Origin of the sequence: Kribbella sancticallisti, assembly GCF_039530625.1 — a bacterium.
In the GTDB taxonomy this organism is placed as follows: Bacteria; Actinomycetota; Actinomycetes; order Propionibacteriales; family Kribbellaceae; genus Kribbella; species Kribbella sancticallisti.
Window position 1 is genome coordinate 1 of the sequence record NZ_BAAAOS010000047.1, and the last position, 24575, is coordinate 24575.

At 70.0% G+C, this 24575-nt stretch carries 23 protein-coding genes; 16 read left to right on the top strand and 7 right to left on the bottom strand.

Translation table 11 applies throughout. From position 1 onward, the window contains the following. Positions 1 to 277 precede the first annotated feature (277 nt). The 3 genes from ABD255_RS29115 (at position 278) to ABD255_RS29125 (ending at position 3484) form a co-directional block, all read left to right on the top strand. Complete coding sequence (locus ABD255_RS29115) at positions 278 to 1156, top strand: hypothetical protein (protein ID WP_344219587.1); 879 nt, start codon at positions 278 to 280, stop codon at positions 1154 to 1156. Positions 1157 to 1425: 269 nt separating this feature from the next. Beyond that, positions 1426 to 2502: a tetratricopeptide repeat protein gene (locus tag ABD255_RS29120; RefSeq protein ID WP_344219589.1), complete on the top strand. Its 1077-nt coding sequence runs from the start codon at positions 1426 to 1428 to the stop codon at positions 2500 to 2502. 115 nt (positions 2503 to 2617) lie between these two features. Further along, a complete protein-coding gene (locus ABD255_RS29125; protein ID WP_344219591.1) occupies positions 2618 to 3484 on the top strand; it encodes a CHAD domain-containing protein in 867 nt (288 codons plus the stop codon). A 37-nt stretch (positions 3485 to 3521) separates the two neighbouring features. On the opposite strand, the gene ABD255_RS29130 is transcribed toward ABD255_RS29125, so the two are convergent. From ABD255_RS29130 to ABD255_RS29155, 6 genes are all read right to left on the bottom strand, one after another. Continuing rightward, entirely contained in the window at positions 3522 to 4745 is a 1224-nt protein-coding gene (locus ABD255_RS29130; RefSeq protein WP_344219673.1) for an RNA polymerase sigma factor, read from the bottom strand. An 8-nt stretch (positions 4746 to 4753) separates the two neighbouring features. Next, positions 4754 to 5080: a YciI family protein gene (locus ABD255_RS29135; protein ID WP_344219675.1), complete on the bottom strand. Its 327-nt coding sequence runs from the start codon at positions 5078 to 5080 to the stop codon at positions 4754 to 4756. Positions 5081 to 5297: 217 nt separating this feature from the next. Further along, a complete protein-coding gene (locus ABD255_RS29140) occupies positions 5298 to 6149 on the bottom strand; it encodes a polysaccharide deacetylase family protein (protein WP_344219593.1) in 852 nt (283 codons plus the stop codon). After that, positions 6146 to 7258 carry an oxidoreductase gene (locus tag ABD255_RS29145; protein ID WP_344219595.1) on the bottom strand — a complete coding sequence of 371 codons (1113 nt, stop codon included), beginning with the start codon at positions 7256 to 7258 and terminating at the stop codon, positions 6146 to 6148. The genes ABD255_RS29140 and ABD255_RS29145 overlap by 4 nt, the downstream gene beginning before the upstream one ends. Continuing rightward, positions 7255 to 7887 carry a DUF1989 domain-containing protein gene (locus ABD255_RS29150; protein WP_344219597.1) on the bottom strand — a complete coding sequence of 211 codons (633 nt, stop codon included), beginning with the start codon at positions 7885 to 7887 and terminating at the stop codon, positions 7255 to 7257. Before ABD255_RS29150 ends, ABD255_RS29145 begins: the two co-directional genes overlap by 4 nt. Before the next feature lie 84 nt (positions 7888 to 7971). Beyond that, complete coding sequence (locus ABD255_RS29155; protein WP_344219599.1) at positions 7972 to 9135, bottom strand: DUF1015 domain-containing protein; 1164 nt, start codon at positions 9133 to 9135, stop codon at positions 7972 to 7974. Between the two features lie 24 nt (positions 9136 to 9159). Between ABD255_RS29155 and ABD255_RS29160 the strand changes: the two genes are divergently transcribed. The 13 genes from ABD255_RS29160 to ABD255_RS29220 all read left to right on the top strand — a co-directional run bounded on the left by ABD255_RS29160 (position 9160) and on the right by ABD255_RS29220 (position 23583). Next, positions 9160 to 10272: an HAD-IIA family hydrolase gene (locus ABD255_RS29160; protein WP_344219601.1), complete on the top strand. Its 1113-nt coding sequence runs from the start codon at positions 9160 to 9162 to the stop codon at positions 10270 to 10272. A gap of 147 nt (positions 10273 to 10419) precedes the next feature. Next, on the top strand, positions 10420 to 11010 hold the full coding sequence (locus ABD255_RS29165) for a phasin family protein (RefSeq protein WP_344219603.1): 591 nt from the start codon (positions 10420 to 10422) through the stop codon (positions 11008 to 11010). A gap of 1 nt (position 11011) precedes the next feature. Next, complete coding sequence (locus tag ABD255_RS29170) at positions 11012 to 11938, top strand: hypothetical protein (protein WP_344219605.1); 927 nt, start codon at positions 11012 to 11014, stop codon at positions 11936 to 11938. Positions 11939 to 11951: 13 nt separating this feature from the next. Next, positions 11952 to 12770, top strand: coding sequence for a TlyA family RNA methyltransferase (locus ABD255_RS29175; protein WP_344219607.1), 819 nt, complete (start codon positions 11952 to 11954; stop codon positions 12768 to 12770). A 33-nt stretch (positions 12771 to 12803) separates the two neighbouring features. Continuing rightward, complete coding sequence (locus ABD255_RS29180; protein ID WP_344219609.1) at positions 12804 to 13733, top strand: NAD kinase; 930 nt, start codon at positions 12804 to 12806, stop codon at positions 13731 to 13733. 2 nt (positions 13734 to 13735) lie between these two features. Next, on the top strand, positions 13736 to 15460 hold the full coding sequence (gene recN / locus ABD255_RS29185; protein WP_344219611.1) for a DNA repair protein RecN: 1725 nt from the start codon (positions 13736 to 13738) through the stop codon (positions 15458 to 15460). A gap of 127 nt (positions 15461 to 15587) precedes the next feature. Further along, on the top strand, positions 15588 to 16769 hold the full coding sequence (gene steA, locus ABD255_RS29190; protein WP_344219613.1) for a putative cytokinetic ring protein SteA: 1182 nt from the start codon (positions 15588 to 15590) through the stop codon (positions 16767 to 16769). Further along, on the top strand, positions 16766 to 17710 hold the full coding sequence (locus ABD255_RS29195; RefSeq protein WP_344219615.1) for a copper transporter: 945 nt from the start codon (positions 16766 to 16768) through the stop codon (positions 17708 to 17710). Before steA ends, ABD255_RS29195 begins: the two co-directional genes overlap by 4 nt. Positions 17711 to 17715: 5 nt before the next feature. After that, positions 17716 to 18537, top strand: a complete 822-nt coding sequence (locus tag ABD255_RS29200) for a hypothetical protein (RefSeq protein ID WP_344219617.1) — start codon at positions 17716 to 17718, stop codon at positions 18535 to 18537. After that, a complete protein-coding gene (murJ, locus tag ABD255_RS29205) occupies positions 18516 to 20138 on the top strand; it encodes a murein biosynthesis integral membrane protein MurJ (protein WP_344219619.1) in 1623 nt (540 codons plus the stop codon). The genes ABD255_RS29200 and murJ overlap by 22 nt, the downstream gene beginning before the upstream one ends. Then, positions 20135 to 21160 (top strand): glycosyltransferase family 4 protein, encoded by a 1026-nt coding sequence (locus ABD255_RS29210; RefSeq protein ID WP_344219621.1) that lies wholly within the window; start codon positions 20135 to 20137, stop codon positions 21158 to 21160. The genes murJ and ABD255_RS29210 overlap by 4 nt, the downstream gene beginning before the upstream one ends. 21 nt (positions 21161 to 21181) lie before the next feature. Further along, positions 21182 to 22936, top strand: coding sequence for a CTP synthase (pyrG, locus tag ABD255_RS29215; protein ID WP_344219623.1), 1755 nt, complete (start codon positions 21182 to 21184; stop codon positions 22934 to 22936). Beyond that, a complete protein-coding gene (locus ABD255_RS29220; RefSeq protein ID WP_344219625.1) occupies positions 22933 to 23583 on the top strand; it encodes an NUDIX domain-containing protein in 651 nt (216 codons plus the stop codon). Before pyrG ends, ABD255_RS29220 begins: the two co-directional genes overlap by 4 nt. Before the next feature lie 49 nt (positions 23584 to 23632). Here the strand turns inward: ABD255_RS29220 and ABD255_RS29225 are convergent, their stop codons facing one another. Continuing rightward, entirely contained in the window at positions 23633 to 24364 is a 732-nt protein-coding gene (locus ABD255_RS29225) for a peptidylprolyl isomerase (RefSeq protein ID WP_344219627.1), read from the bottom strand. Between the last annotated feature and the right edge of the window lie 211 nt (positions 24365 to 24575).

A 24575-nucleotide genomic window follows, 5' to 3' on the forward strand; every position in this document is an offset into this window, starting at 1 on the left:
GGACGTCGCCGGACATTCACACTGTTAAGGGCCACCCACACCGGGTGGCCCTTAGCATTTGTCTGGCCTGTAGTTTTGTCTGAACGCAACACCGTCGTACGACCGATAGGAGTCATCGTGGCTACGCCACCTCGCAACCCCCGCTCAGGCCCGGGCGATCGCCCCGGCCGTGGCTCGTCCGGCGGCTCGGGTCGTGCCGGCGGCGGGCGTTCCGACTCCGGCGGCTACCGCGGCGGTGCCGGCGGATCAGGCTCCCGGGGCGGCGCAGGCGGCTCCGGTGGAGCAGGTTCTCGCGGCGGTGCCGGCGGAACTGGTGGTTCCGGTGGCCGTGGAGGCGCTGGCGGAGCTGGCGGGTCCAGTGGCCGCGGAGGTTCCGGTGGTGCTGGTGCCCGCGGAGGTTCTTCGGGATCTGGTGGGTTCCGTGGCGGTGCTGGATCCGGTGGATCCGGTGCGCGTGGAGGCAACGCAAGTGCTGGACGTAGTGGTGCACCGCGTACGGGTGGGACCGGCGGCGCTGGTGGCGGGGCTCCCCGTGGCACTGGTGGACCCCGTGGCTCGAGCTCTTCGCGTGATGACCGCTCTGGTTCGCGCTGGGAGGACCGCTCTGCGTCCCGTGGGGACGACAGGTCCGGAGCCCGGCGCGATGAGCGGCCGGCGCGCAACACTCGGTGGGACGACAAGGGCGACCGCGGGGAGCGGGACCCGTTCCGTGGGCAGTTCTCCGGCTCGGGCAACGACGGTTCGCGTGGACCTCGGCGGGATGACCGCTCTGGTGGTGAGCGCGGCGGTTACAGCCGTGACGAGCGACCCGCACGACGAGACGACAGGTCCGCGCCTCGGCGTGATGAGCGGTCGGCTCCGCGGTCGGACGATAGGTCTGGGGCACGTGATGACCGGACGGGTCCGCGCCGTGAGGGCGGGTTCGCGCCTCGGCGGGATGACCGGTCTGCTCCTCGGTCAGAGGGCAGGTCTGGGGCACGTGATGAGCGGACGGGTCTGCGCCGTGACGGTGGGTTCGCGCCTCGGCGGGATGACAAATCTGCGCCTCGGCGGGATGAGCGTGGTGGGTACGGGGAGCGGTCTGGGCCTCGGGATGAGCGGCCTACTGGGTTCCGGGGTGGGGAGCGGACTGGGCCGCGCGGGAACGACCGCGTAGGTGAGCGGTCGACGCCTCGACGGGATGACAGGACTGGGTACCAGAGCACGTCTGGGCCGCGTCGGGATGACCGTGGTGGACCGCGTCGTGATGAGCGGGGCGGGCCTCGGCGGGACGAGCGTGGTGGTCGTGGGCGCAACGAGCGTGGAACGCGCGGGAGTGGCAGGCAGGACGAGGAGAAGGTCGGTCCGCGCAGGGATGACCCCGTCATCCCGGCCGACATCACCGGTGCCGAGCTCGACCGGTCGGTGAAGGCGGAGCTTCGGTCTTTGCCGCGCAGCCTGGCGGACCTCGTCGCGCAGCACCTGGTCGCGTCCGGGCGGTTCCTGGACGACGATCCTGAGCTTGCCTACCTGCACGCCAAGACGGCGCGACGGCTCGCGGCGCGGCTGGGCGGAGTACGGGAGGCAGTTGCTATCACCGCGTATCTGGCTGAGCACTATGACGAGGCGTTGACGGAGTTCCGTGCGGTACGGCGGATGACCGGCAACCACGAGGTGCTGCCGACGATGGCGGACTGCGAGCGTGCGCTCGGCCGGCCGGAGAAGGCGCTCGCGTTGTCGCGGGAGAAGCAGGTCAAGGATCTCGAAGAGGGATCGCAGATCGAGATGCTGATCGTGGCGGCGGGGGCCCGGCGGGACATGGGCCAGACCGCGGCGGCGATTCAGACGCTCGAGATCCCCGAGTTGACCAAGCGGACGCGGGCGGACTGGTTGCCGCGGCTGCGCTACGCGTATGCCGACGCGCTGGCGGAGGCGGGCCGGACCGAGGAGGCGCTGGTGTGGTTCCACCGGGCTGCCGGTGCCGACGCCGACGGATCCACCGGAGCGGCTGAGCGTGCGGCCGAGCTCGAAGGGCTGACGTTCACCGACCTGGACGACGCTGAGGAAGAGAACGTCCCGGTCGTGCACGGCGAGAACCTGCTCGACGAGAAGCCCGCCGACGAGGCGGTCTTCACCGAGGAGTCCGACGACGAAGACGACTTCGACATCGTCGACGCTGAGGTCGAGGTCGAGACGCCGGCCGATGCCGACGACGAGGGCGGGAGTTCAGCGGAGTCCGACGACCAGGACGACCTCGAGATCGTGGATGACGCCCTGGACGGCGAGGTCGACGCCGACGCCGAGAGCGTGGATGACGCGCTGGATGACGAGGTCGACGCTGACGTCGAGACGCAGTCGGAAGCCGGCCGCGAGGACGATGCACTCGACGGCGACGTCGAGACGCAGGTCGAGGGCGAGGTCGAGGGCGAGGTCGACATCGTCGACGACGCCCTCGACGGTGAGGTCGACGCTGACGTCGAGAAGTCGGTGGATGCCGGCGACGAGGAGCAGCCCAAGGGCTGACCTGGCTTGAGACGGCCCGGACGGGTGGTGGGGTTTCCCGCTCTCGTCCGGGCCGTGCTGCGTTCTGGAGCGGCGCGGCGGGGCGTAGGGGTGGGGGAGCGGAGAGAATGGGGCGATGGTGGAGAGTGTGGGTGTGGTGACGGCTGAATCGCCGGTGGGGGAGTTGGTGGCTAGCGCTCTGCTCAAGGGGTCCCGGCGGCTGCAGCGGTCGATCGGGATGGTTGAGAAGTCCGAGGATGACGCCATCCACCAGGTTCGGGTCTCGTGCCGGCGGTTGCGGAGTGATCTGAAGTTGTTCCGGAAGGTGCTGGCGGGGGATTGGGCGGTGGACCTCCGGAGCGAGCTAGCAGCGCTGGCGCAGGCTTGTGGTGAAGCGCGGGATCTCGAGGTGATCGCGGCACTGGTCCGAGACGGCGTGACGAGTGAGGACAACCCCGAGCATGTCGCCACCATTCTGACGACGCTCACCGTCGGGCTGGAGCGTGCTGCGGCGCGTTCGGCCGAGGTGGTGACGAGCGATCGCACCGGCTTGCTGGTCGACGATCTGGAGGCGGTGGCGGCAGCCCCCGAGCTCAACGCGAAGGCTTCGAAGGCGTGCGGGGAGGTGCTGCCGCGGTTGCTGGACTCTGCTCAGAGGGCGTTCGGCAAGGCGGCTGATCAGCTGAAGCCGTGGACAGTGGACGACGACTGGCACGAAGTACGGCTGCTGGCTAAGCGGGTGCGCTACGCGGCCGACACGGCGGCATCCGTGCTCGGTGATGAAGCCAAGGAGACCGCGGTCCAGGCAGCCAAGTTCCAGGAGTTGCTTGGCCAGCACCAGGACCACTGCGCAGCGGCCGACGCGCTCACGCTGCTGGCCGAGGAGGCTGCGGCGCAGAGCGATGCTGAGCTGTCCTTCACCCTCGGCAGACTCACGGAACGCCACCGAGCTGCCCGCAAGCCACTCCGCGAGGAGTTCCTGGACATCTACCACCGCCCTTAGAGATGCGGTGGCAACCGGTGCCGCCTTGCGTAGGGGACTACTGCAGTTGGTCGCGGCGGCGGGTTAGGTAGGCGATTTCGGCGGTGTTGCCGGCCAGCTCGATGGCCTTGTCGTACGCCGCGCGCGACTCCTGGCTGCGGCCCAAGCGGCGCAACAAATCGGCGCGCGTCACGTGGTACGCGTGGTAGTCGGCCAACTTGTCCTCAAGCCGGTCGACGGCTGCCAGTGCCACCTCCGGGCCGTCGAGCTCGGCGACCGCGATGGCCCGGTTGAGGACGACGATCGGCGAGGGGTCGAGGCGGACGAGCTGGTTGTAGAGGGCGACGACCTGCGACCAGTCGGTGTCGCGTACGTCGCGGGCGGAGGTGTGTACGGCGTTGATCGCCGCGAGGATCTGGTAGCGCCCCGGAGCCATCCCGGTGGCCAGGCGCTCGCGCACCAGCCGATGACCTTCGGCGACCAGCGCCGGGTCCCAGGCCCCACGGTCCTGCTGGTCGAGGGAGACCAGTTCGCCGCTCGCCGAAATCCGGGCGGTGCGGCGGGCCTCGGTGAGGAGCATCAATGCCAGTAGCCCGGCCACCTCACCGTCCTTCGGCATGAGGGCACGGATCAGGCGAGCGAGCCGGATCGCCTCGGCGGTCAGGTCGTGACGGACGGGATCGGTGTCGGGGCCGGTCGCCAGATAGCCCTCGTTGAAGACCAGGAACAGGACGGCGAGTACGCCGGAGACGCGTGCCGGGAGATCCTCGGCGGACGGCACCCGATAAGGGATGCGAGCCCCCTTGATCTTGGCCTTCGCACGGGTGATCCGCTGCCTCATGGCGGTCTCCTGCACCAGGAAGGCACGGGCGATCTCGGGCACGGTCAGACCGCCGACCATGCGCAGCGTCAGCGCCACCCGGGTCTCCATCGCGAGCGCCGGGTGACAGCAGGTGAAGATCAGCCGGAGCCGGTCGTCGTCGATGGCGCCGAGAGGCTCGGGCGGGTCATCGGCGGACAGCAGCTGAGCCTCCTTCTGCTTGTCGTCGCGCTTGCTCTCACGCCGGATCCGGTCGATGGCCTTGCGGTTGGCGGTGGTCGTCAGCCAGGCGCCGGGGTTGGGGGGTACGCCGTCGGCCGGCCACCGCTCGACGGCGATCGCGACCGCCTCGGCGGCTGCCTCCTCGGCGATGTCCAGGTCACCGAACCGCCTGGTCAGGGAGGCGACAACCCGCGCCCACTCCTCGTGGTGGACACGGGTGATCGCCGCCCGGACGTCGATCTCGCCCTCTAACCCAGGAACGGCCGCACCTCGACCTTCCGATTGCAGGCCTTCGACCCCTCGGTGGCGAGCTTGAGCGCCACGTCGAGGTCGGGGGCCTCCATGACCCAGAAACCGGCCAGGTACTCCTTCGACTCCAGGAAGGGCCCGTCGGTGATCATCGCCTCTCCTCCCCGGTTGTCGATGACAGTGGCCGTGCTGGGCGAGTCGAGACCGCCGGCGAAGACCCAGTGGCCCTCGGCCACGAGCCGTTCGTTGAACGCGTTGATGGCAGCCATCTCGTCCGAGGTGCCGGAGTTGGTCTTGTCGTCGATCACGGTAACCAGGTACTTCATCTCGGTCATCTCCTGTGGTTCGGGACTTTCTTTCGAGGACCTTCCGGTACGCCGAGCGACTAGAAGTGACGGTATCCCCTCCGGCGTTCGGGGCGCTCATGCCGCAGCCGGCTCGTACTGCGGGCGGCCGGTGGGCCGGTAGACCTGGAGCGTCAACCGCTTCGGGGTGGTTCGCGTGTCGACCAGGTCAAGCGCCGGTGGAGGCCGACGAACTAGCTCAGTTATAGACAGCCGGGTCGACCACGGGCACGGAAACCGGCCGTACAGGTAGTGCCGTGTCTTCAGACGCCCGTACTGCGAGGTCGCGGCACCGGGCGAACGTCACATCCCCACAGCGCTGGGCGTACTCGATCAACTCCCGCACCGCCAGCAGCCGTCCGGGACGACCAGACAGGAACGGATGCAGGCACAACATGAAGAGGCAGTGGTAGTGCCGCATCCCGTCCAGCTCGGCTTTCCACAGCTCCAGGACCTTGCGAGGCGACTCGATCACCGAGCCGACGTGAGGCGTGGGGAGATAGGCGTACTGCTCCCAGTCGTCCAGTGACCAGTGCACCGGCAACTCCACCACCCCACCGGTACTGAGAAGGTACGGCCGGTCGTCACCCATCAGCGACGAGTCGTAGAGCAGACCGTGCTCCGCGACCAGCGCAGGCGTCTGCGGGCTCGCCTCCCACAGGGCGGCGCGATGCCCGCTGACAGGGATGTCCTGCGCCTCGAAGACCGCCAGAGCGCGTTCGAAGTCAGCCCTCTCCTCGGCGGCCGTCAGGGAGGTCGGCGCCCGGTGACTGTACGAGTGGTGGGCCACCTCGTGCCCGCGCTCGACGATCGTCGCGGCCAGTCCGGGGCGCTGCTCCGCCACCCAGCCGGGCACGAAGAACGTTGCGGGCACGGCCAGATCGTCAAGCAGATCAAGGATCCGGGGTACTCCGACGTCCGGTCCGTAGGACTGGTGTGACATCGTCGTCAGGTGATCGGCGTAGTGCCCACCCTGCGCGAGGATCGGCGCTTCCGCATCCACGTCGAACGTCAACGCCGCCACCGCCGCGGCCTCCTGAAGCCAGCTCATGACCTGACAGCCTGCCATGCCCGGGCGTTCGCCAGGGTGACATCGGGGTGCAGCATCTGCCGGTCGAACGCCGCCAGTTCGCGATCCTCCGCGAGTCGGCGCGGCAGGTCGGGGTTGACCAACGAGCCGCGGGCGATCGACACCAGGTCGGCGTGACCGTCGGTCAGGACCTGCGCGGCCTGGGCCGGATCGTGCATGCCGCCGTTGGCGATGACCGGGAGTCCGGTCAGCCGGCGGGCCAGGCCTGTGATGGTCTGGCCGCCCGGCAGCCGCGCGGTGTCGATCCAGTTGCGGCCCTCGCTGGCGATGTGCAGGTACGACGCGCCCGCGTCCGCGACCGCTGGGAAGATCACCTCGGCGTCGGCGGCGCCACCGGGCCAGCGGTAGACCAGGTCGTTCACCTTCGTCTGCGACAGCCGTACTCCGATCACGAAGTCCGCGGGCAGCGCCGAGGAGAGCGCCGCCACAATCCTGGTGGTGAGGCGGATCCGGTTGGCGACCGGGCCGCCGTACGAGTCGGTCCGCAGGTTCGTGTAGGTGGTGAGGAACTGGTCGAGCAGGTAGCCGTTCGCGCCGTGCACCTCCACGCCGTCGAAGCCCGCGGCGTGTGCGTTGAGGCCGGCCGTGACGAACCCGTCGACCACGGCGTCCAGGTCCCGCAACGTCAACTCGTGCGGCACCGGCCAGGGGCCGCTGCCGCCGTAGTCGGGCATCATCTCGCCGAGCGGCTGGACCGCCGACGGGCCTGCAGTTGCAGCGGAGTACGGGTTGCCTTGGGTGATGGCGCCGGCGTGCATCAGCTGGGCGATGATGCGGCCGCCGGTGGCGTGGACGCGGCTGGTGACGTCCTGCCAGGCGAGTACTTGAGCCTCGGAGACGAGACCCGGCTGGTTGAGATATCCCTGGCTGTACAGGGAATCCGTGTACGTGCCTTCGGTGACGATCAGGCCGAAGCCGCCCGCGGCGAAGCCGGCGTAGTACTCGGCCATGTCGGCGGTGGGTACTCCGGTCGGCGTTGCCGAGGTGCGCGTCATCGGGGCGACGGCGAACCGGTTCGGCAGGGCGAAGGGCCCGATGGTGACGGGCGAGAAGGCGGGGTGGGTGGTCATCGGAGGTCCTCCAGGATGTCGAGGGCGAGAGCGGTCGGGCCCGAACCGTTGATGGCGGTCAGGTCCTGTGGGCAGGCGGACAGCACGACCACGCAGTCGAGCTCTGCGCGGAAGGTGATCGCGTCCCCGGGTTTGGTTGCTGCTGGCAACCAGCTGAGCCGGCCGTCGGCGCCGACCGGGACGCGCATGAAGACGTTGACGGGCTGCGGTACGGCGGTCGGGTGCGGCGCGGGATCCGTGCCGAAGCCGAGGCCGAAGTCGGCTGGGCCCGATGGGAGCGTGGCCAGCGCGCGGGCCAGGTTGTCGGCGCAGGACGGGTGGTCCGCGGCGCCGCCGAGACCGGCGTACCGGGTGGCGTCGCACGCCGCGATCAGCAGGTCGTGATGGCCGGGTGAGGTGTCGGCGACCAGCGTCAGGATCGGCCGTCGGCGAGTCGTCACGAACGCCTCGCCGATCGCCGGGAACAGCCGGCTGGTCGCGGTTCTGGTGTGCGACGCGCTCAGGTGGTCGTCGGCGGTGAAGGCGAACAGGTCGCCGACCTGCTCGCCGGCCAGGTCGGTGACGCGGACGAAGGAACCGGCGGGAACATGGACGGCACGTCCGGTTCGGGCGGGGACGGTGATCTGCATACCTCGAACTCAACCAGTGCGCGCGATAGCCAGCGATGGCCGATCCTCCAGTGATTACCGCGAAGACTGGAGCAACCTCTAGGGCTAGGACAGCATCCGGAAGAGAAGGCCTACTCGCGGCTTGGGGCCGAAGGACGTCGCTTTCTGCGGCAGCACCACGCCCCGGAGGGCTGACTGCAGCACCTGGTCCATCCGTGGAGCTACCAGCTCTACAGCGGCTTGGGAGGGTCCAGCGAGTGCTACTGCGTCGGTCAGCGCGTGGTGGAACGTGATCTCGCCCAGGGGTGTGCCCCAGGCAGGCAGGAGCTCTCGGTGGAGCAGGGCGACTGTAGGAGTCACCTGGCCCTCAGTGGACTGCAGCGTCACCCAGGAGGTGCCGTCGGTGATGGCGATCCTGTCCGGCACGCCCTCAACCCGGTCGGGGAGCACCTGCCAGCCGGCCGGAGTACGGGACTTCACCAGGTCCAGGGTGAGGCCTGGGACGACTCGGTGAATCGGGTCGAGGGTGAGTGGGTGCCTGTCGTTGTCGACGAGCATGGCCAGACCCACCTCGGTGCCGGGACGGTCCGGCTCACGCCGGTTGCGTTCCAGGTAGGCCGCGTAGCGGTGGTGGCCGTCGGCGATCAGGGCGTCGTGGGTCGCGAGTTCCTCCCGGATCTGGGCGAGCTTGACCGGGTCGTCGATCCGCCAGATCCGGTGCTGCGCGCCGTTCTCGGTGTCCGCGACCAGCCACGGCTCACCCGAGCGGGCCTCGTCCACGGCGTCACTGGCCGCGCCGCCCCCGGCGTACGCGAGCAGGATCGGCTCCAGGTCCGCGTCGGTCGCCTCCATCAACTCGAACCGGTCGTCGACCCAGTGCGGCATCACGTCCTCGTGCGGCAGGACCACCCGGCGGGACGGATCGAGGCCCAGCGAACCGACCAGGCCGCACAGTACGGCGCCGCCGATCCGCTGCTCGTAGACGTACAGAGCGGGCCGGTGATCCTGGATCACCACCCCGGCCCGCTGCCAGTCCGACAGCCTGCGCGCGGGCTCGTCGTACCGGCCGGGACCGAGGTCGGGATCGCGTGGAAGGATGAGCCTCACCATGTTGTGGAGATCAGAGTCAGTCAGCCGCCGGACCAGGGCGGGTTCCAGTACGTCGTACGGCGGCGACGTGACCGCGCCGAGGGCGCTCACCTTGCCGGCCACGAACCGCCAGGCCCGCAGCGGCTCGAGCCGCAGCACGTTTGCGGACGCATGCGACATGGGCGGCATCGTACGGGGGGAAGCATGACCAGCACACCGGAATCGCCCGCTCCGCTGTCGGCGTGTGACGAACCGCTCGCCACCCGGTACGACGTGGCGCTGCTCGACCTGGACGGCGTCGTCTACGTCGGGCCGGACCCGGTCCCGGACGCGCCGGAGAACCTCCGCAAGGCCGCCAAGGAGGGGATGCGGATCGGCTACATCACCAACAACGCGAGCCGCCCGGCCTCGATCGTCGCCGAGCACCTCGCGTCGTTCGGGCTCGACGTGATCGCCGAGGACGTGGTCACCTCCGCGCAGGCGGCGGCGAAGCTGATCGCCAAGGACTTCCCGAAGGGCTCGCCGGTGCTCGTGGTCGGCGGCGAAGGCCTGTACTCCGCGCTGGAAGAGTACGGGCTGAACCCGGTCCGCAGCAGCGACGCGCATCCCGTCGCCGTGGTGCAGGGATTCCACCCGGACGTGAACTGGGTGATGCTCGCCGACGGCGCGCACGCGATCAACGAAGGCGCCAAGTGGTACGCCACGAACCTGGACCTCACCATCCCCACCGCGGGCGGCAAGGCGCCCGGCAACGGCACGCTGGTGCAGGCGGTACGCGCGGCGGTCGAGGTGGACCCGATCGTCGCCGGCAAGCCGGAGGCGCCGCTGCTGGAGACCAGCATCGAGCGGCTGGAGGCGGAGCGCCCGCTGATGATCGGCGACCGGCTGGACTCCGACATCGCCGGGGCGCACAACGTCGGGATCGCCAGCCTGTGGGTGGCGACCGGGGTGAACGACGCGCACGATCTCGCGGCCGCGCCGAAGGACCAGCGGCCGACGTACATCGGTGCGGGGCTGGGAGCGCTGGCACAGAAGCATCCGGGCGTGAAGGTCGAGGGCGGCAAGCACACCTGCGCGGGCTGGACGGCGACTGTCGTCGACGGCGCGGTCGCGGTCACCGGCGAGGGCGAGCCGTACGACGGGCTGCGGGCGATCCTGTCCGCGACCTGGGCGGCGGTGGACGCTCCGGCCAAGTCGGCCAGCAAGAGCGCGGCGAAGGGCGCCACCCGGGGGCGGCGGCCGCAGCCGAAGCCCGCGCCGAAGCCTGGGTCGATCAAGATCGACGAGGCGCTGCACCGGGTCGGTCTGAGCAAGTAGCCGCGGTCGGGAGCATGGGTGCGCTGGTATTGGCGGCGTCGCGCGATACCGTGGCTGGCAACGAGGTCCGGACCGGGGCGGTGGGCGGGAATGCAGCTAACCAGACCGGGGCGGTGGGGCGGGAATGCAGCTAACAAGGAGGCAGTCATGGTGATGGACGCACTGCGCGGGTACGTACAGTTGGCGAACGGCCTGACCGAGGTGACCAAGCAACGCGCTCAGCAGGCCGCGAAGGCGCTGCTGCAGCAGACCGGCGCCGAGCAGCTGACATCCGGCGTGACCACCAAGGTGAGCGACCTGGCCGAGGAGATCGTTGCCACCAGCAAGAGCAACCGCCAGTTGCTGCAGGCGATCGTGGCAAACGAGGTCGAGGGCGCGGTGGCGCGGCTGGGCTTCGTGCGGGCCGAGGAGGTCGGGGCGCTGACCCGGCGGGTCGAGCGGCTGGAGCGCGAGCTCGCCGAGGCTAACGAGGCGGTTGCCGCGGCCTCCGACGCCGCCACCGCTGCTGCCGCGGCCGCTTCCGCCTCAACGCCGACGCCGGCGTCGGTGGTCGCCAAGGACGTGGCGAAGAAGGGCCCCGCCAAGAAGAGCGCCGGGAAGGAGGCCGCGCCGGCCAAGGCGGCCCCGGCCGCCAACGCAGTGCCGGCTGCCAAGGCGGTGCCGGCCGCCAAGGCGGTGCCGGCGGGGAAGACGGCGGCGAAGAAGACGGTCAAGAAGGCCCCGGCGAAGAAGGCGTGACGTGACCGATCACCCCGGCGAGCAGTTCCCCCCGGAGGTCGACCCCGACGTCGAGCCGGGCGCCGACCCACGGACCGAGGACGAGCCGGAGCCGGACTACGACTCCGAGCCCGGCCCGGAGTCGCGGTGGGTCAATCCGACACTGCAGGGTCGTCCGCACACGGATCCGCTGCTGGCAGGTTTCACCGTCTACGGCGATCCCACGCCTGCTGTCGCGGACGATCCAGTCGAGTCCGAAGACACCGAGTCCACCTTCGAGGCCTCGCTGCAGGAGGAGGCACTCACTCCTTTTCAAGCTCAAATGCAAGCAGCCTTCGGCTCCGGCTCGGAGGACGCCGACGAAGCGGAGCGCCCGGAGGTCTTCGAGGACGCCGACCACGGCCAGCCGTTCGAGGAGGCGACCCCGGAGGTCCTCGAGGACGCCGACCACCGCGAGTCGTTCGAGGCGGCGAGTGCCCAGGTCTCCGAGGACGCCGACCAGCGCCAGCCGTTCGAGGCGGAGGAGGCTGAGCAAGCGGAGACGCAGGTCGCGCCGGCAGCTTTGCCGGTGGCTCGGGCGCCTGTTCCTACGCCCGGTCAGGCGTTCCCGTCGCCTGCGTCGTTCCCGAAGCCGGGGCCTGCGGTTTCGGCGGCTGGGCACGCAGCGGCTGCGCCTGCTGCGCCTGCGCCTGCTGCGCCCGCAACGGCTGCGCCTGCGTCTGGGCCTGCTGTTTCTTCGCCCTTCCCTGCGGCGGAGGCTGCGCGGGACGGTTCGCGGTACGAGGTCGACGAGGACGGGGTGCATCCGTTGGTGGATGAGGTGATGGGGCGGCTGGACGGGCTGCGGGAGCGGCCGGTCGGTGAGCATGCGGAGGTTTACGCGGATCTGCATGAGCGGCTGCAGAGTGCCTTGGTGGAGGCGGACGCCGAGCATGGCGGCCGGGGCTGAGTGATTCGGGCGGATGGCTAAGGGGGGCGTCAAGCGGCTCCGGCTGGATGCGGAGCTGGTGCGGCGCGGGCTGGCCCGGTCGCGGGAGCATGCCAGTGAGCTGGTGCTGGCCGGCAAGGTCAAGGTCGGCGGCGCCGTCGCCAGCAAGCCGGCCACCGGAGTCGGCGCGGATGCCGCCATCCTCGTGGACACGTCCGAAACCGACGACCCGGGGTACGCCTCGCGAGGTGCGCACAAGCTGATCGGCGCGCTGGAGGCGTTCACCGAAGTACAGGTCGAGGGCCGCCGGTGCCTCGACGCGGGCGCGTCCACCGGCGGGTTCACCGACGTACTGCTGCGCAACGGGGCGGAGCGCGTGATCGCGGTCGACGTCGGCTACGGACAGCTCGTCTGGGCGTTGCAGACCGACGACCGCGTCACCGTGATGGACCGCACGAACGTCCGCACCCTCACCCTCGACGACATCGGCGGCGACCCGGTCGACCTGGTCGTCAGCGATCTGAGCTTCATCTCGCTCACCCTGGTGCTGCCGGCGCTGCTCGGCGTGGTGAAACCCGACGGCGAGCTGATGCTGATGGTCAAGCCACAGTTCGAGGTCGGCAAGGAGCGCCTCGGCAAGGGCGGGGTGGTCCGCGACCCCGAACTGCGCGCCGACGCGGTCCGCGGCGTGGCCCGGAAAGCGGCCGAGCTGGGCTGGGGAGTGGCCGGGGTGGCGGCCAGTCCGTTGCCCGGTCCGTCGGGAAATGTCGAATACTTCCTGTGGATACGCCGTACCGCGCCTCCGCTCGATGAGACGATGCTCCGGACCGCCATCGAGAGCGGCCCGCAGTGAACGACCCGAAAGCAGGTCCCAGTGGTTGAGCCGGTGTCCGAGCCACGGCGCGTACTGCTGGTCACGCACACCGGCCGCGAGTTGGCGGTGGAGGTGGCCCGCGAGGCGCACCGGCTGCTGACCGACTCGGGTCTGCTGGTCCGGCTGCTCGCCGACGAGGCCGAGGCGATGAAGCTCGACCCGGTCGAGATCGCCGACGATCCGGACAAGGCCGCCCTCGAGGTCGAGCTGATCATCGTGCTCGGCGGCGACGGCTCGATCCTGCGCGGCGCCGAGTTGGCCCGTCCGCACGGCACCCCGGTGCTCGGCGTGAACCTGGGGCACGTCGGGTTCCTGGCCGAGGCCGAGCGGGACGACCTGGGGCGGATCGTCGAGGTGGTGGTCGACCGCAGCTACACGGTCGAGGAGCGGATGACGCTCGCGGTCGACGTCCGGCTCGGCGACGACCTGATCTTCGACACCTGGGCGCTGAACGAGGCCAGTGTCGAGAAGGCGGCCCGGGAGAAGATGCTCGAGGTGATGGTCGAGGTCGACGGCCGGCCGCTGTCGCGCTGGGGCTGCGACGGGGTGGTGGTCGCGACGCCCACCGGCAGTACGGCGTACGCGTTCTCGGCCGGCGGGCCGATCGTCTGGCCCGAGGTCGAGGCGATCCTGATGGTCCCGCTGAGCGCGCACGCGTTGTTCTCCCGGCCGATCGTGGTGGCGCCGACCTCGGAGCTCGAGATCGAGCTGATCGCCGCCTGGCACGGCCGCGGGGTGCTGTGGTGCGACGGGCGGCGGATGGTCGAGGTGCCGCCGGGCGCCCGGATCCAGGTGAGACGTGGCAAGACCCCGGTCCGGTTGGCGCGGGCGCACGAGGCGTCCTTCACCGACCGGCTGGTGGCCAAGTTCGACCTGCCGGTCCTCGGCTGGCGGGGCGCGGCAGAACACCGGCGCAAACGCAGCGCACAAGAGGAGAACTGACCATGCTCTCGGAGATCCGCATCACCGGTCTGGGCGTGATCGAGGACGCCACTCTGGAGCTCGATCCGGGCTTCACTGCGGTCACTGGCGAGACCGGGGCCGGCAAGACGATGGTCGTGACCGGGGTGAACATGCTGCTCGGTGGTCGGGCTGACAGCGGCCTGGTCAGGCACGGGGTTCGCCGCGCGCGGGTCGAGGGACGCGCCAGCGCGGTACCGCGGTCGATCGTGCAGCAGGCCGAGGACCGTGGCGGGGAGTTGGATGACGACGAGTTGCTGATCGCGCGGGAGTTGTCGTCGGAGGGGCGGTCGCGCGCCTTCCTCGGTGGTGCTTCGGTGCCGGTGTCGGTGCTCGCGGAGGTGTCCGGCGACCTGGTCGCGATCCACGGCCAGGCGGACCAGTGGCGGCTGCTGCAGCCCGCTCGGCAGCGCGAGACTCTCGACACGTTCGCGGGCAAGCCCGTGCTCGTGCCGCTGGGGGAGTACTCGACGGCGTACCGGCGGCATCGGGAGATCGAGGCCGAGCTGACGGAGCTGACCACGCGTGAGCGGGACCGGCTGTCCGAGGCGGATCTGCTGCGGTTCGGGCTCGAGGAGATCGCCAAGGCGGAGCCGCTGCCTGGCGAGGATGTGGAGCTCGCTGCCGAGGAGGAGCGACTGGCGTACGCCGACGGCCTCCGTACTGCGGCGACGGCGGCGGCGGACGCACTCGCGTCGGAAGACCTGGACGCGACCCGGCCGGGTGACGTGCTGGGACTCCTCTCCCTCGCCAAGCAGGCCCTCGACGCCGAGCGCGAGCACGACGAGAAGCTTGCCGGGCTGGCCGATCGGGCGGGTGAGCTCGGCTATCTCGCGGCGGACTTGGCCGGCGAGCTGTCGTCGTACGCGGCGGACGTGGACACGGATCCGGCGCGGCTCGCGGTGGTCAGCGAGCGGCGGGCTCTACTGACGAACCTGGTCCGCAAGCACGGTGCCGAGGAAGGGACCGTCGACGAGGTGCTCGAGTGGGCCAAGCGGTCCGCGGCCCGGCTCGCCGAGCTCGACGGCAGTGACGAGCGGGTCGAGCAGCTCAGCGCCGAACTGGCGGAGCTGCGCGCACAGCTGACGGATCTCGCCGGCCAGGTCAGCGCGGCTCGACGCGAGGCGGCTCAACGGCTCGGAGTCGCGGTATCGGAGGAGCTCAGCGGGCTGGCGATGCCGCACGCGACGCTGACCGTCGAGATCCACGAGACCGCGCCCGGCCCGTTCGGCGCGGACGAGATCGAGTTCTGCTTCGCGGCGAACCCGGGCAGCCCGGCCCGCCCGCTGCAGAAGGCTGCCTCGGGCGGTGAGCTGTCCCGGGTGATGCTGGCGCTCGAGGTGATCCTGTCCGACACGCACCCGGTGCCGACCCTGGTCTTCGACGAGATCGACGCGGGCATCGGCGGCCGTGCGGCCGTCGAGGTCGGCAAGCGGCTGGCCCGGCTGGCGGAGAAGGCGCAGGTGATCGTGGTGACGCACCTGCCGCAGGTGGCCGCGTTCGCGGACCGTCACGCCGTCGTGCTGAAGAGCGACGACGGTTCGGTGACGACGAGCGGCCTGGTCGCGCTGGACGACGACGCCCGGCTGAAGGAGCTGTCCCGGATGATGGCCGGCCTGGAGAACTCCGACGCGGCGCAGGCGCACGCCGAGGAACTGCTCGCGCTCGCGGCCGAACGGCGGACGAAACCGCGGAAGAAGAAGCGCTGAGCGACGGTTCCGCCTGGTTCAAAAAGATGATTTAACGCACTGTCACCTGGGTAGTACTACTCGAATAGCCTCCGGGAGCCGTTAAAAGGCGGGCGGAGGGCTCTTGACATGGCAGGATGAGAGCGCGATGAAACTGCCCAGTCTGCGGAGAGCACGCCCAACTGAACTGCCCGGGACCGCCGGGGTGGTCCGGCTGGATCGGCGTACCAAGAATCTCACCAAACGGCTGAAGCCGGGAGAGATCGCGGTCATCGACCATGTCGACCTGGATCGGGTCAGCGCCGAGGCGCTGGTCGACTGCCGGGTCGGCGCGGTGGTGAACGTGGCCGATTCGATCAGCGGCCGGTACCCGAACCTCGGCCCCGAGATCCTGGTCGAGGCGGGCATCCCGCTGGTCGACGGGATCGGCCCCGAGGTGTTCTCGATCCTGCACGAGGGCGAGCGGGTCCGCCTGCACGACGGTGTGCTGTACCGGGGCGAGGAGGTCGTCGCCAAGGGCGTCTCGCAGGACAGCCAGACCGTCGCGGAGTTGATGGACGACGCCCGCGCGGGCCTGTCCACCCAGCTCGAGGCGTTCACCGCGAACACGCTGGAGTACCTGCGCCGCGAGCGCGACCTGCTGCTGGACGGCGTCGGCGTACCGGACATCCACACGCCGATGGACGGCCGGCACGTACTGATCGTGGTCCGCGGTTACGACTACCGCGAGGACCTGGTCGCGCTGCGGCCGTACATCCGCGAGTACCGGCCGGTGCTGATCGGTGTCGACGGCGGCGCGGACGCGCTGGTGGAGAACGGGTACGCGCCGGACCTGATCGTCGGCGACATGGACTCGGTCAAGGACGAGACGCTGAAGAGCGGTGCCGAGGTGGTCGTGCACGCCTACCGCGACGGTCGCGCGCCGGGTTCGGAGCGGCTGGAGCGGCTCGGGGTCGACTCGATCGAGTTCCCGGCCACCGGCACCAGCGAGGACGTCGCGATGCTGCTGGCCGATTCCAAGGGTGCGTCGCTGATCGTCGCGGTCGGCACCCACAACTCGCTGGTGGAGTTCCTGGACAAGGGCCGCTCCGGGATGGCGAGCACCTTCATCACCCGGTTGCGGGTCGGTGCGAAGCTGGTGGACGCCAAGGGTGTCGGCCGGCTGTACCGCAGCCGGGTGTCCACCGCCCAGGTCGTCGCGCTGATCGCGGCCGGCCTGTTCGCGCTCGGGGTGGCGATGGTCGCCATCGGCGCCGACGACGTGCTCTGGTCGATCCTGCGGGCGCGCTGGAACGACTTCGTCTACTGGATCCGGGAGCTGTTCACGTGATCGACTTTCGCTACCACATCGTCTCGATCGTGGCGATCTTCTTCGCCCTCGGCGCCGGTGTGGTGCTGGGTGCCGGGCCGCTGAAGGGCACCGGCAGCGAGATCGTCCAGAGCCAGGCGGACAAGGACCGGGCGGCGCTGGAAGACGCCCGCGCCGACCTGATCGAGGCCAAGGCCCTGGACAAGTACCGCGACGACTACGCCGCGAAGGTGACCGCCGGGATCACCGACGGCAAGCTGTCCGGCCGGCGGATCTGCACCGTGACGATGCCCGGCGCGGACGGCGACGTGGTCACCGCGGTCGAGGAGGCGCTGCAGCAGGCCGGCGGCCAGGTCACCACCCGGGTCTCGATGGACGCCAAGCTCTTCGACCCGGGCCAGCGGCAACTGGTCGAGCCGCTGGTGAACGAACTCGTCACCGCCGACATCGACTTCCCGACCGAGAGCAACACCTACCAGCGCGCCGGGATGATCCTGGCCCGCGGCGTCGCCGCCCGCGAGGAGGGCAAGCCGGTCGACACCGACGCGACCAAGATCGTCAGCGGGCTGTCCGACTCCAAGTTGCTGTCGCTGAAGCCGACGCCGAAGGACCGGTGCAGCCTGGCGGTGGTGATCGCGGCCAAGCCACCGACGCCGGCGCCGGACAACTCGACGTACAACGACGCGGTGGACTTCGCTGAGGGGCTCGACCTCGGCAGTGCCGGCGTCGTCGTGGCCGGCGTGCCGGAGAGCGCGCAGAACGGCGGCCTGCTGAAGACGCTGCGCGGTGACTCCGAGGCCACCAAGATCGTCTCGTCGGTGGACGTGGCGAACATGCCGACCGGCCAGCAGACGGTGGTTTTCGCGCTTGTCGAGCAGGCAAGCGGCAAGGCCGGGCAGTACGGTGCTGTTGCCGCCAAGAACGGCGTCGCGCCATCGGCTGATCAGGTGAAGGGCAACTAGGCACCATGGGCAGTGTTCTGCTGCAAGGCCTCGGTGCGGTGGTCTCCGCCGCCACGACGGCGGGACTCGAGCGCGCGGCGGCCAGACTGCCGAAGGAGAATCGCGCTCCGTTCGAGCGCACGAACCACCGCGGCGAGACCGTGACGCTGCTGGAGGGCCCGATCGCGGTCCTCGGCGCTCTGGCCGGCGTCGCCGCCTCGACCCGAGGCCGCGAACGGACCGCGACGCTGCTGGCGGGATCGGTCGCCGGCGCGGTCGGCGCGTACGACGACCTGGCGGGAGCCACCGAGACCAAGGGATTTCGCGGCCACCTGAGCGCGTTGCGCCGGGGCGAGGTGACGAGTGGTGCCGTGAAGATCCTCGGTGTCGGCGCGGCCGCACTGGCCGCCGCCGCCTTGCTGCCGCGGCGATCGAAGGGCCTCGGCGCGGCCGTCGAGATCGTTGCCGACGGCGCCTTGATCGCCGGCACCGCGAACCTCACGAACCTGATGGACCTGCGCCCGGGACGCGCCCTGAAGGCCGTTACCGCCTTGAGCGCACCGGTTTCACTGGCCGGCGGACCCGCGGCCGCGGTCGTCGGCGCGGCGGCCGCCTCAGCGCCTTCCGATCTGGGCGAGCGCTCGATGCTGGGTGACTGCGGCGCCAACGGACTCGGCGCGATCACCGGTACCACGCTGGCCTCGTCGCTGCCGCGTCCGCTGAAGGTGCTGGCGCTGGGCGCGGTGGTCGCGCTCAACCTGGCCAGCGAGAAGGTCAGCTTCACGAAGGTGATCGCCGAGACGCCTGTGCTCGACAAGATCGACCAGTGGGGCCGACGACCCCGGTGACCACCGGCGGTCGCATCGCCCGGGCAGCGCTTCTCGTTGCCGGGGTCACCGTTCTGGCCCGGGTGGTCGGGTTCGGCCGCTGGCTCGTCTTCTCCAAGACCGTCGGTGCCGGGTGTCTCGCGGAGGCCTACGCCACCGCCAACCAGTTGCCCAACGTCGTGTTCGAGATCGTGGTGGGCGGTGCGCTCGCGGGCGCGGTGATCCCGGTGCTGGCCGGCCCGGTGGCTCGCGGGGACCGCGCTGCCCAAGGCCGGATCATCGGGGCGTTGCTGACCTGGTCGGTGGTGCTGCTGGCACCTTTCGCCTTACTGGCCTGGCTGTTCGCGTCCCACTACACCTCCGCGTTGCTCGACGCCGGACCGGAGTGCGGCGGGTCGACCGCTGTCGCGACGCGAATGCTGGTGATCTTCGTGCCGCAGGTCTTCGGGTATGCGATCGCCGTGGTGGCGACCGCGGTGTTGCAATCGCACAAGCGATTCGCTGCCGGCGCGCTCGCTCCGCTGATCTCGAGCCTGGTGGTCGTTGCCACGTACTTCCTTTTCGCGGCGGAGGCACCGCGCGCCGACCAGGCGTCGCGGGGTGCTGCCGATCTGCTTGCCTGGGGCACCACTGCCGGCGTCTTCGCGCTCGCGCTCACTGTGCTGATTCCGATGCTGCTGCTGCGATTGCCGCTGAGGCTGACGATGCGGCTCGACCCCGGCGTCGGTCCTGTACTCCGCAAACTGGCCGCCGCGGGCCTGGTCATCCTCGTCGCGCAGCAAGTCGCTTTCGTCGTCACCACCTACTTGGCGAACCACCGAGGCGTGCCGGGCAGTATCGCCGTCTACACCTGGGCGAACGCGATCTACCTGCTCCCGTACGCAGTACTCGCCGTGCCCATCACTACGGCGGTTTTCCCCCGACTGGCGGCGGCTTTCGACGCAAAGGACTTCGCGGCCTTCGACCTGTACGCCGCGACGTCCACGCGAGCGGTGGTCCTGGCGGGTGGCGCCGGAGCGGCCCTGCTGGTCGGTACTGCGGTGCCGGTCGGGCGGATCTTCGCCTACAACGACGGCCGGGTCGATGAGGTGCAGGCGTCTTCGTTGGTGGACGGGCTGTTCGCCTTCGCTCCGGCGCTGATCGGCTTCGCGGTCCTCATGCACGTCGGCCGAGTTCTCTACGCGCGCAAAGCCGGGCGCAACGTCGCGGTGGTCACCGGTGTGGCCTGGCTGGTGGTGGCAGCCGCAGGCTTCCTCCTGAGCCTGCGGTGGGATGGCGGTGGGGTGGTCTTCTCCCTGGCCGCAGCGATGTCCACCGGCATGCTTGCCGGAGCCGTGGCCCTGCTGGTCGTCTTGCGACTGATGGCCGGACCTGGTGTGCTCAGCGGGCTGTCCCGTGCACTGGTTGCCGCTCTTGTCGGAGCAGTACTAGCTGGCGCCGCTGGCTGGGCGGTGTCCCTGCCGGCAGGCGACGGTGGATGGGGGAGTGCCCTGCTGTTCTCGGTGCTCTCCGGCCTGACCGTCGTGATCGTGTACGCCGTGGTCGCCGTCGGCCTGGATCGTCCGGACGCCCGGGCGCTCCTGCGTCGCGGGGTCCCTACCGTTGTGGAGGAGAAGCCATGAGAATCGGTCTGCTGCTGGCGGAGTCCCGAGGTGGGATCGGGCAGCACGTCGCTTCTCTGGTGCCTCGCTATCTTGCGGCGGGTCACGAGGTGGTCGTCTGCGCACCACCGGGGACCGCCGAGCACTTCGATTTCGCCGCGGCCACCGTGGTGGGGCAGGCCCACGGGCTCCGTGGCTGCGACGTGGTCCACGCGCACGGCTATCGCGCGGGGATGGCTGCCTTGCGGGACAGGTCGCACTTGCGGCCGCTCGTAGTCAGTTGGCACAACGCCGTGATCACTCCTGGTCCTCGCGGACTCGTGATGAAGCTCGGGCAGCGTTTGGTAGCCCGTGGAGCCGACCTGACTCTAGGGGCGTCTAGCGACCTTGTGGAGCTTGCCAAGAGCTTGGGAGCCCGAGATGCCCGGCTGGCTCCTGTGGCGGCTCCAGCCATGCCTGAGGTCCGCACACCGGCTGCTGAGGTCCGCGAGGCTCTGGGGATCGGCGACGCGCCGCTCGTGCTGGCGGTCGGGAGGCTGGCTCCGCAGAAGGACTACCCGACGCTACTGTCCGTAGCGGCCTCGGTCGCGGCCTCTCGGCCGGACGTGGTCTTCGCGGTCGTGGGGGATGGGCCGCTCAGGGACAACCTGCAGGCGCGGATCGACGCCGAGGGCCTACCCGTGCGGTTGCTGGGCCACCGGAGCGACGTGGCGGACCTGCTGGGTGCGGCTGACGTGTTCCTGCTGACTTCCCACTGGGAGGCGCGGGCGCTGGTGCTGCAGGAGGCGCTGCAAGTGGGTGTGCCAGTGGTGGCGACGGCTGTCGGGGGAGTTCCCGAGCTGGTGGGAGCGAGCGCAGTACTGGCTGGCGCGGGGGACTCGGAGGGGCTGGCGGACGGAGTACGGAAAATTCTTTCTGAACCCGAGACGGCGGCCGCTATGCGGACAGCAGGCGGGGAGTTGGCCGCTGGATGGCCGGATGAGGACGAAGTGGCAAAGAATCTGCTCGACATCTACGCGGGTCTCGTCGCGACCACCGGGTGACAAGAGGTAGGCTAAAAGCCCGTGGACAGAGCTTCGTTCGGGCAGCAGACCAAGCACGTATTCGTCACCGGTGGCGTCGCCTCCAGTCTCGGCAAGGGGCTGACAGCGTCAAGCCTCGGCAGTCTGCTGACGGCGCGGGGCATCCGGGTGACCATGCAGAAGCTGGATCCCTATCTCAATGTGGATCCCGGCACGATGAACCCGTTCCAGCACGGCGAGGTGTTCGTCACCAACGACGGCGCCGAGACCGACCTGGACATCGGGCACTACGAGCGTTTCCTCGACCGGGATCTCTCCCAGGTCGCCAACGTCACCACCGGCCAGGTCTACTCGTCGGTGATCGCGAAGGAGCGCCGCGGCGAGTACCTGGGCGACACGGTCCAGGTGATCCCGCACATCACCAACGAGATCAAGGACCGGATGCTGGCGATGGCCGGCCCCGACGTGGACGTGGTGCTGCACGAGATCGGCGGAACCGTCGGTGACATCGAGTCGCTGCCGTTCCTCGAGGCGGCCCGGCAGGTCCGGCACGACGTCGGCCGCGACAACGTCTTCTTCCTGCACATCTCGCTGGTGCCCTACATGGCGCCCAGCGGTGAGCTGAAGACCAAGCCGACCCAGCACTCGGTCGCCGCGCTGCGCTCGATCGGTATCCAGCCGGACGCGATCGTGTGCCGCGCGGACCGGCCGATCCCGGACAGCGTCAAGCGCAAGATCTCGCTGATGTGCGACGTCGAGGTCGAGGCCGTGGTGGCCGCGCCGGACGCGCCGAGCATCTACGACATCCCGAAGGTGCTGCACAGCGAGGGTCTGGACGCGTTCGTCGTCCGCCGCCTCAACCTGCCGTTCCGCGATGTCGACTGGACCCGCTGGGACGAGTTGCTGAAGGTCGTGCACCACCCGGCGGACCAGGTGACGGTCGCCCTGGTCGGCAAGTACATCGACCTGCCGGACGCGTACCTCTCGGTCGCCGAGGCGCTGCGCGCGGGCGGTTTCGACAACGACGCGAAGGTCAACCTGCGCTGGATCGCCTCCGACGAGTGCGCCACGCCCGAGGCGGCCGCGCGGCTGCTCGGCGACGTGGACGCGGTCTGCATCCCGGGCGGCTTCGGCGTCCGCGGCATCGAGGGCAAGATCGGCGCGATCCGGTACGCCCGCGAGGCCGGCATCCCGATCCTGGGGTTGTGCCTGGGCCTGCAGTGCATGGTGATCGAGGTGGCCCGCGACCTGGCCGGTCTGGTCGACGCCAACTCCAGCGAGTTCGACCCGGACGCCGAGCAGCCGGTCGTCGCCACGATGGAGGAGCAGAAGCACATCGTCTCCGGCTCCGGCGATCTCGGCGGCACGATGCGGCTCGGTCTCTACCCGGCGAACCTGGCCGACGGCTCGATCGTCCGCGGCCTGTACGACGCGCCGTCGGTGCAGGAGCGCCACCGGCACCGCTACGAGGTCAACAACGCCTACCGCGACAAGCTCGAGGCGGCCGGCCTGGTGTTCAGCGGGACGTCGCCGGACAACGAACTGGTCGAGTTCATCGAGCTGGACCGGTCGCTGCACCCGTACTTCGTCGCCACCCAGGCGCACCCCGAACTGCGCTCGCGCCCGACCAAGCCGCACCCGCTGTTCGCCGGCCTGATCTCGGCGGCCCTCACTCGGCAGCGCGAGTCCCGGTTGCCGGTCGAGGACCTCGCCCCTTCCTCCGCCACGGCCAAGAAGCCCATCGGCGCCAAGCCGAAGAGCGAGACCCCGAAGGCCGAGACGGCGAAGGCCCGATGACGGACCACCCTGTACTGCGCTTCGGCGCCGGCCTGGCCGACGCACCGGCGTCCTGGCCGGTCGAGTCCTCCGAGACCGTCCACTCGACCGGCCGCGTGATCTCCGTCCGGCGGGACCAGGTGGTCCCGCCCAACGGCGGCGACGCGTTCGTACGGGACGTGGTGGTCCACCCCGGCGCTGTCGGGGTGGTCGCGCTGGACGCGGACAACCGGATGCTGCTGGTCCGCCAGTACCGGCATCCGGTCGGCTATCGCCTGCTGGAACCACCCGCGGGTTTGCTCGACGTACAGGGTGAGGCCTACCGTCTCGGGGCTGAGCGCGAGCTCTGGGAAGAGGCGGCCACGAAGGCTGCCGACTGGCGAGTCCTTGTGGATGCCTTCACCTCACCCGGCCTCACCAACGAGGCCGTCCGCATCTTCCTCGCCCGCGACCTCTCCGAAGCTACCGAGGTCTATGAACGCCTCCACGAAGAGGCAGACATGGAGACCGCCTGGGCTCCGCTGGTCGACGTAGTGGGCGCGGTACTGGCCGGCGATCTCCATAACCCGATCCTGGTCATGGGTGCCCTGGCCGCCTGGACCGCCCTGAACGGCCCCGGCTTCGACAACCTCCGCCCGGCCGACGCCCCCTGGCCGGCCAAGGACTGACAAACCGCCTGTACCCCGGTCGGGGTACAGGCGGTTTTGTTTTCGGAGGTTACCGGGAGCCGAGGGACCGGGCGACCAGGATGTCGGTCTTGCGGACAGGGGCCCCGTCTACCGGGGCTGGGTCTTCCTCGGTGGGCACGATGCCGGCGGCAGCGACCTTGTCGAGGACCTTGAGGCCGAGGCGGTCGACCGAGCCGAAGACGGTGTAGTCGGGGCGCAGGCGGGAGTCGCCGAAGACCAGGAAGAACTGGCTGCCGTTGGTGTTCGGGCCCGCGTTGGCCATGGCCAGGGTGCCTCGGGCGTAGACCTTGCGGGTGCCGGTCGGGTCGTCGGGCCAGTTCGGGAGGTCGGTCGGAAGCTCGTCCTTGTACGAGTAGCCGGGCCCGCGTTCGCCGGTGCCGCTCGGGTCACCGCACTGGAGGACCTTGAGGGTCGGGTAGAGCGTCAGCCGGTGGCAGGTGGTGAAGTCGTAGAAGCGGCTCTTGGCCAGGTGCAGGAAGCTCTGGACCGTGCAGGGCGCCTTGGCCCGGTCGAGGGTCAGCAGCATCGGGCCCTGGTTGGTGGCAAGGATGACCTTCACAACGCCTTTGCTGGGCGTCGGGGTCGGGTCGGGCGGCAGTGAGACGGGGCGCGGGGACGGGTCGTCGGGTGTCGCGGTGTACCCGCACGGCCCGGTGGTGGTAGGCGCCGCCTCGGGTTCAGCGGCCGGTTGGGCGTACGCAGTACCGGTGAGGCCTGCGACGGTCAGTGCCGCGAAGGCGATGATGCTGGTAGCTCTCATCGGATCGGTCGCGGGGGAGCCCCGTCATTCTGGTGAGGCTGAGCCGCGACTGCCTCCCTTCGGAGATTGGGGACTGTCGGTCCCGGCTGATTGGATAGATTTCATGTCCAGGTTCCGGCTGTATCCGATGCTCGCGCAGCAGATTGCGTTGCTTGAGCAGTGTGGGCATGCCGGTACGTGTGGAACCTTGCTCTCGAGCAGTGGTCGATGT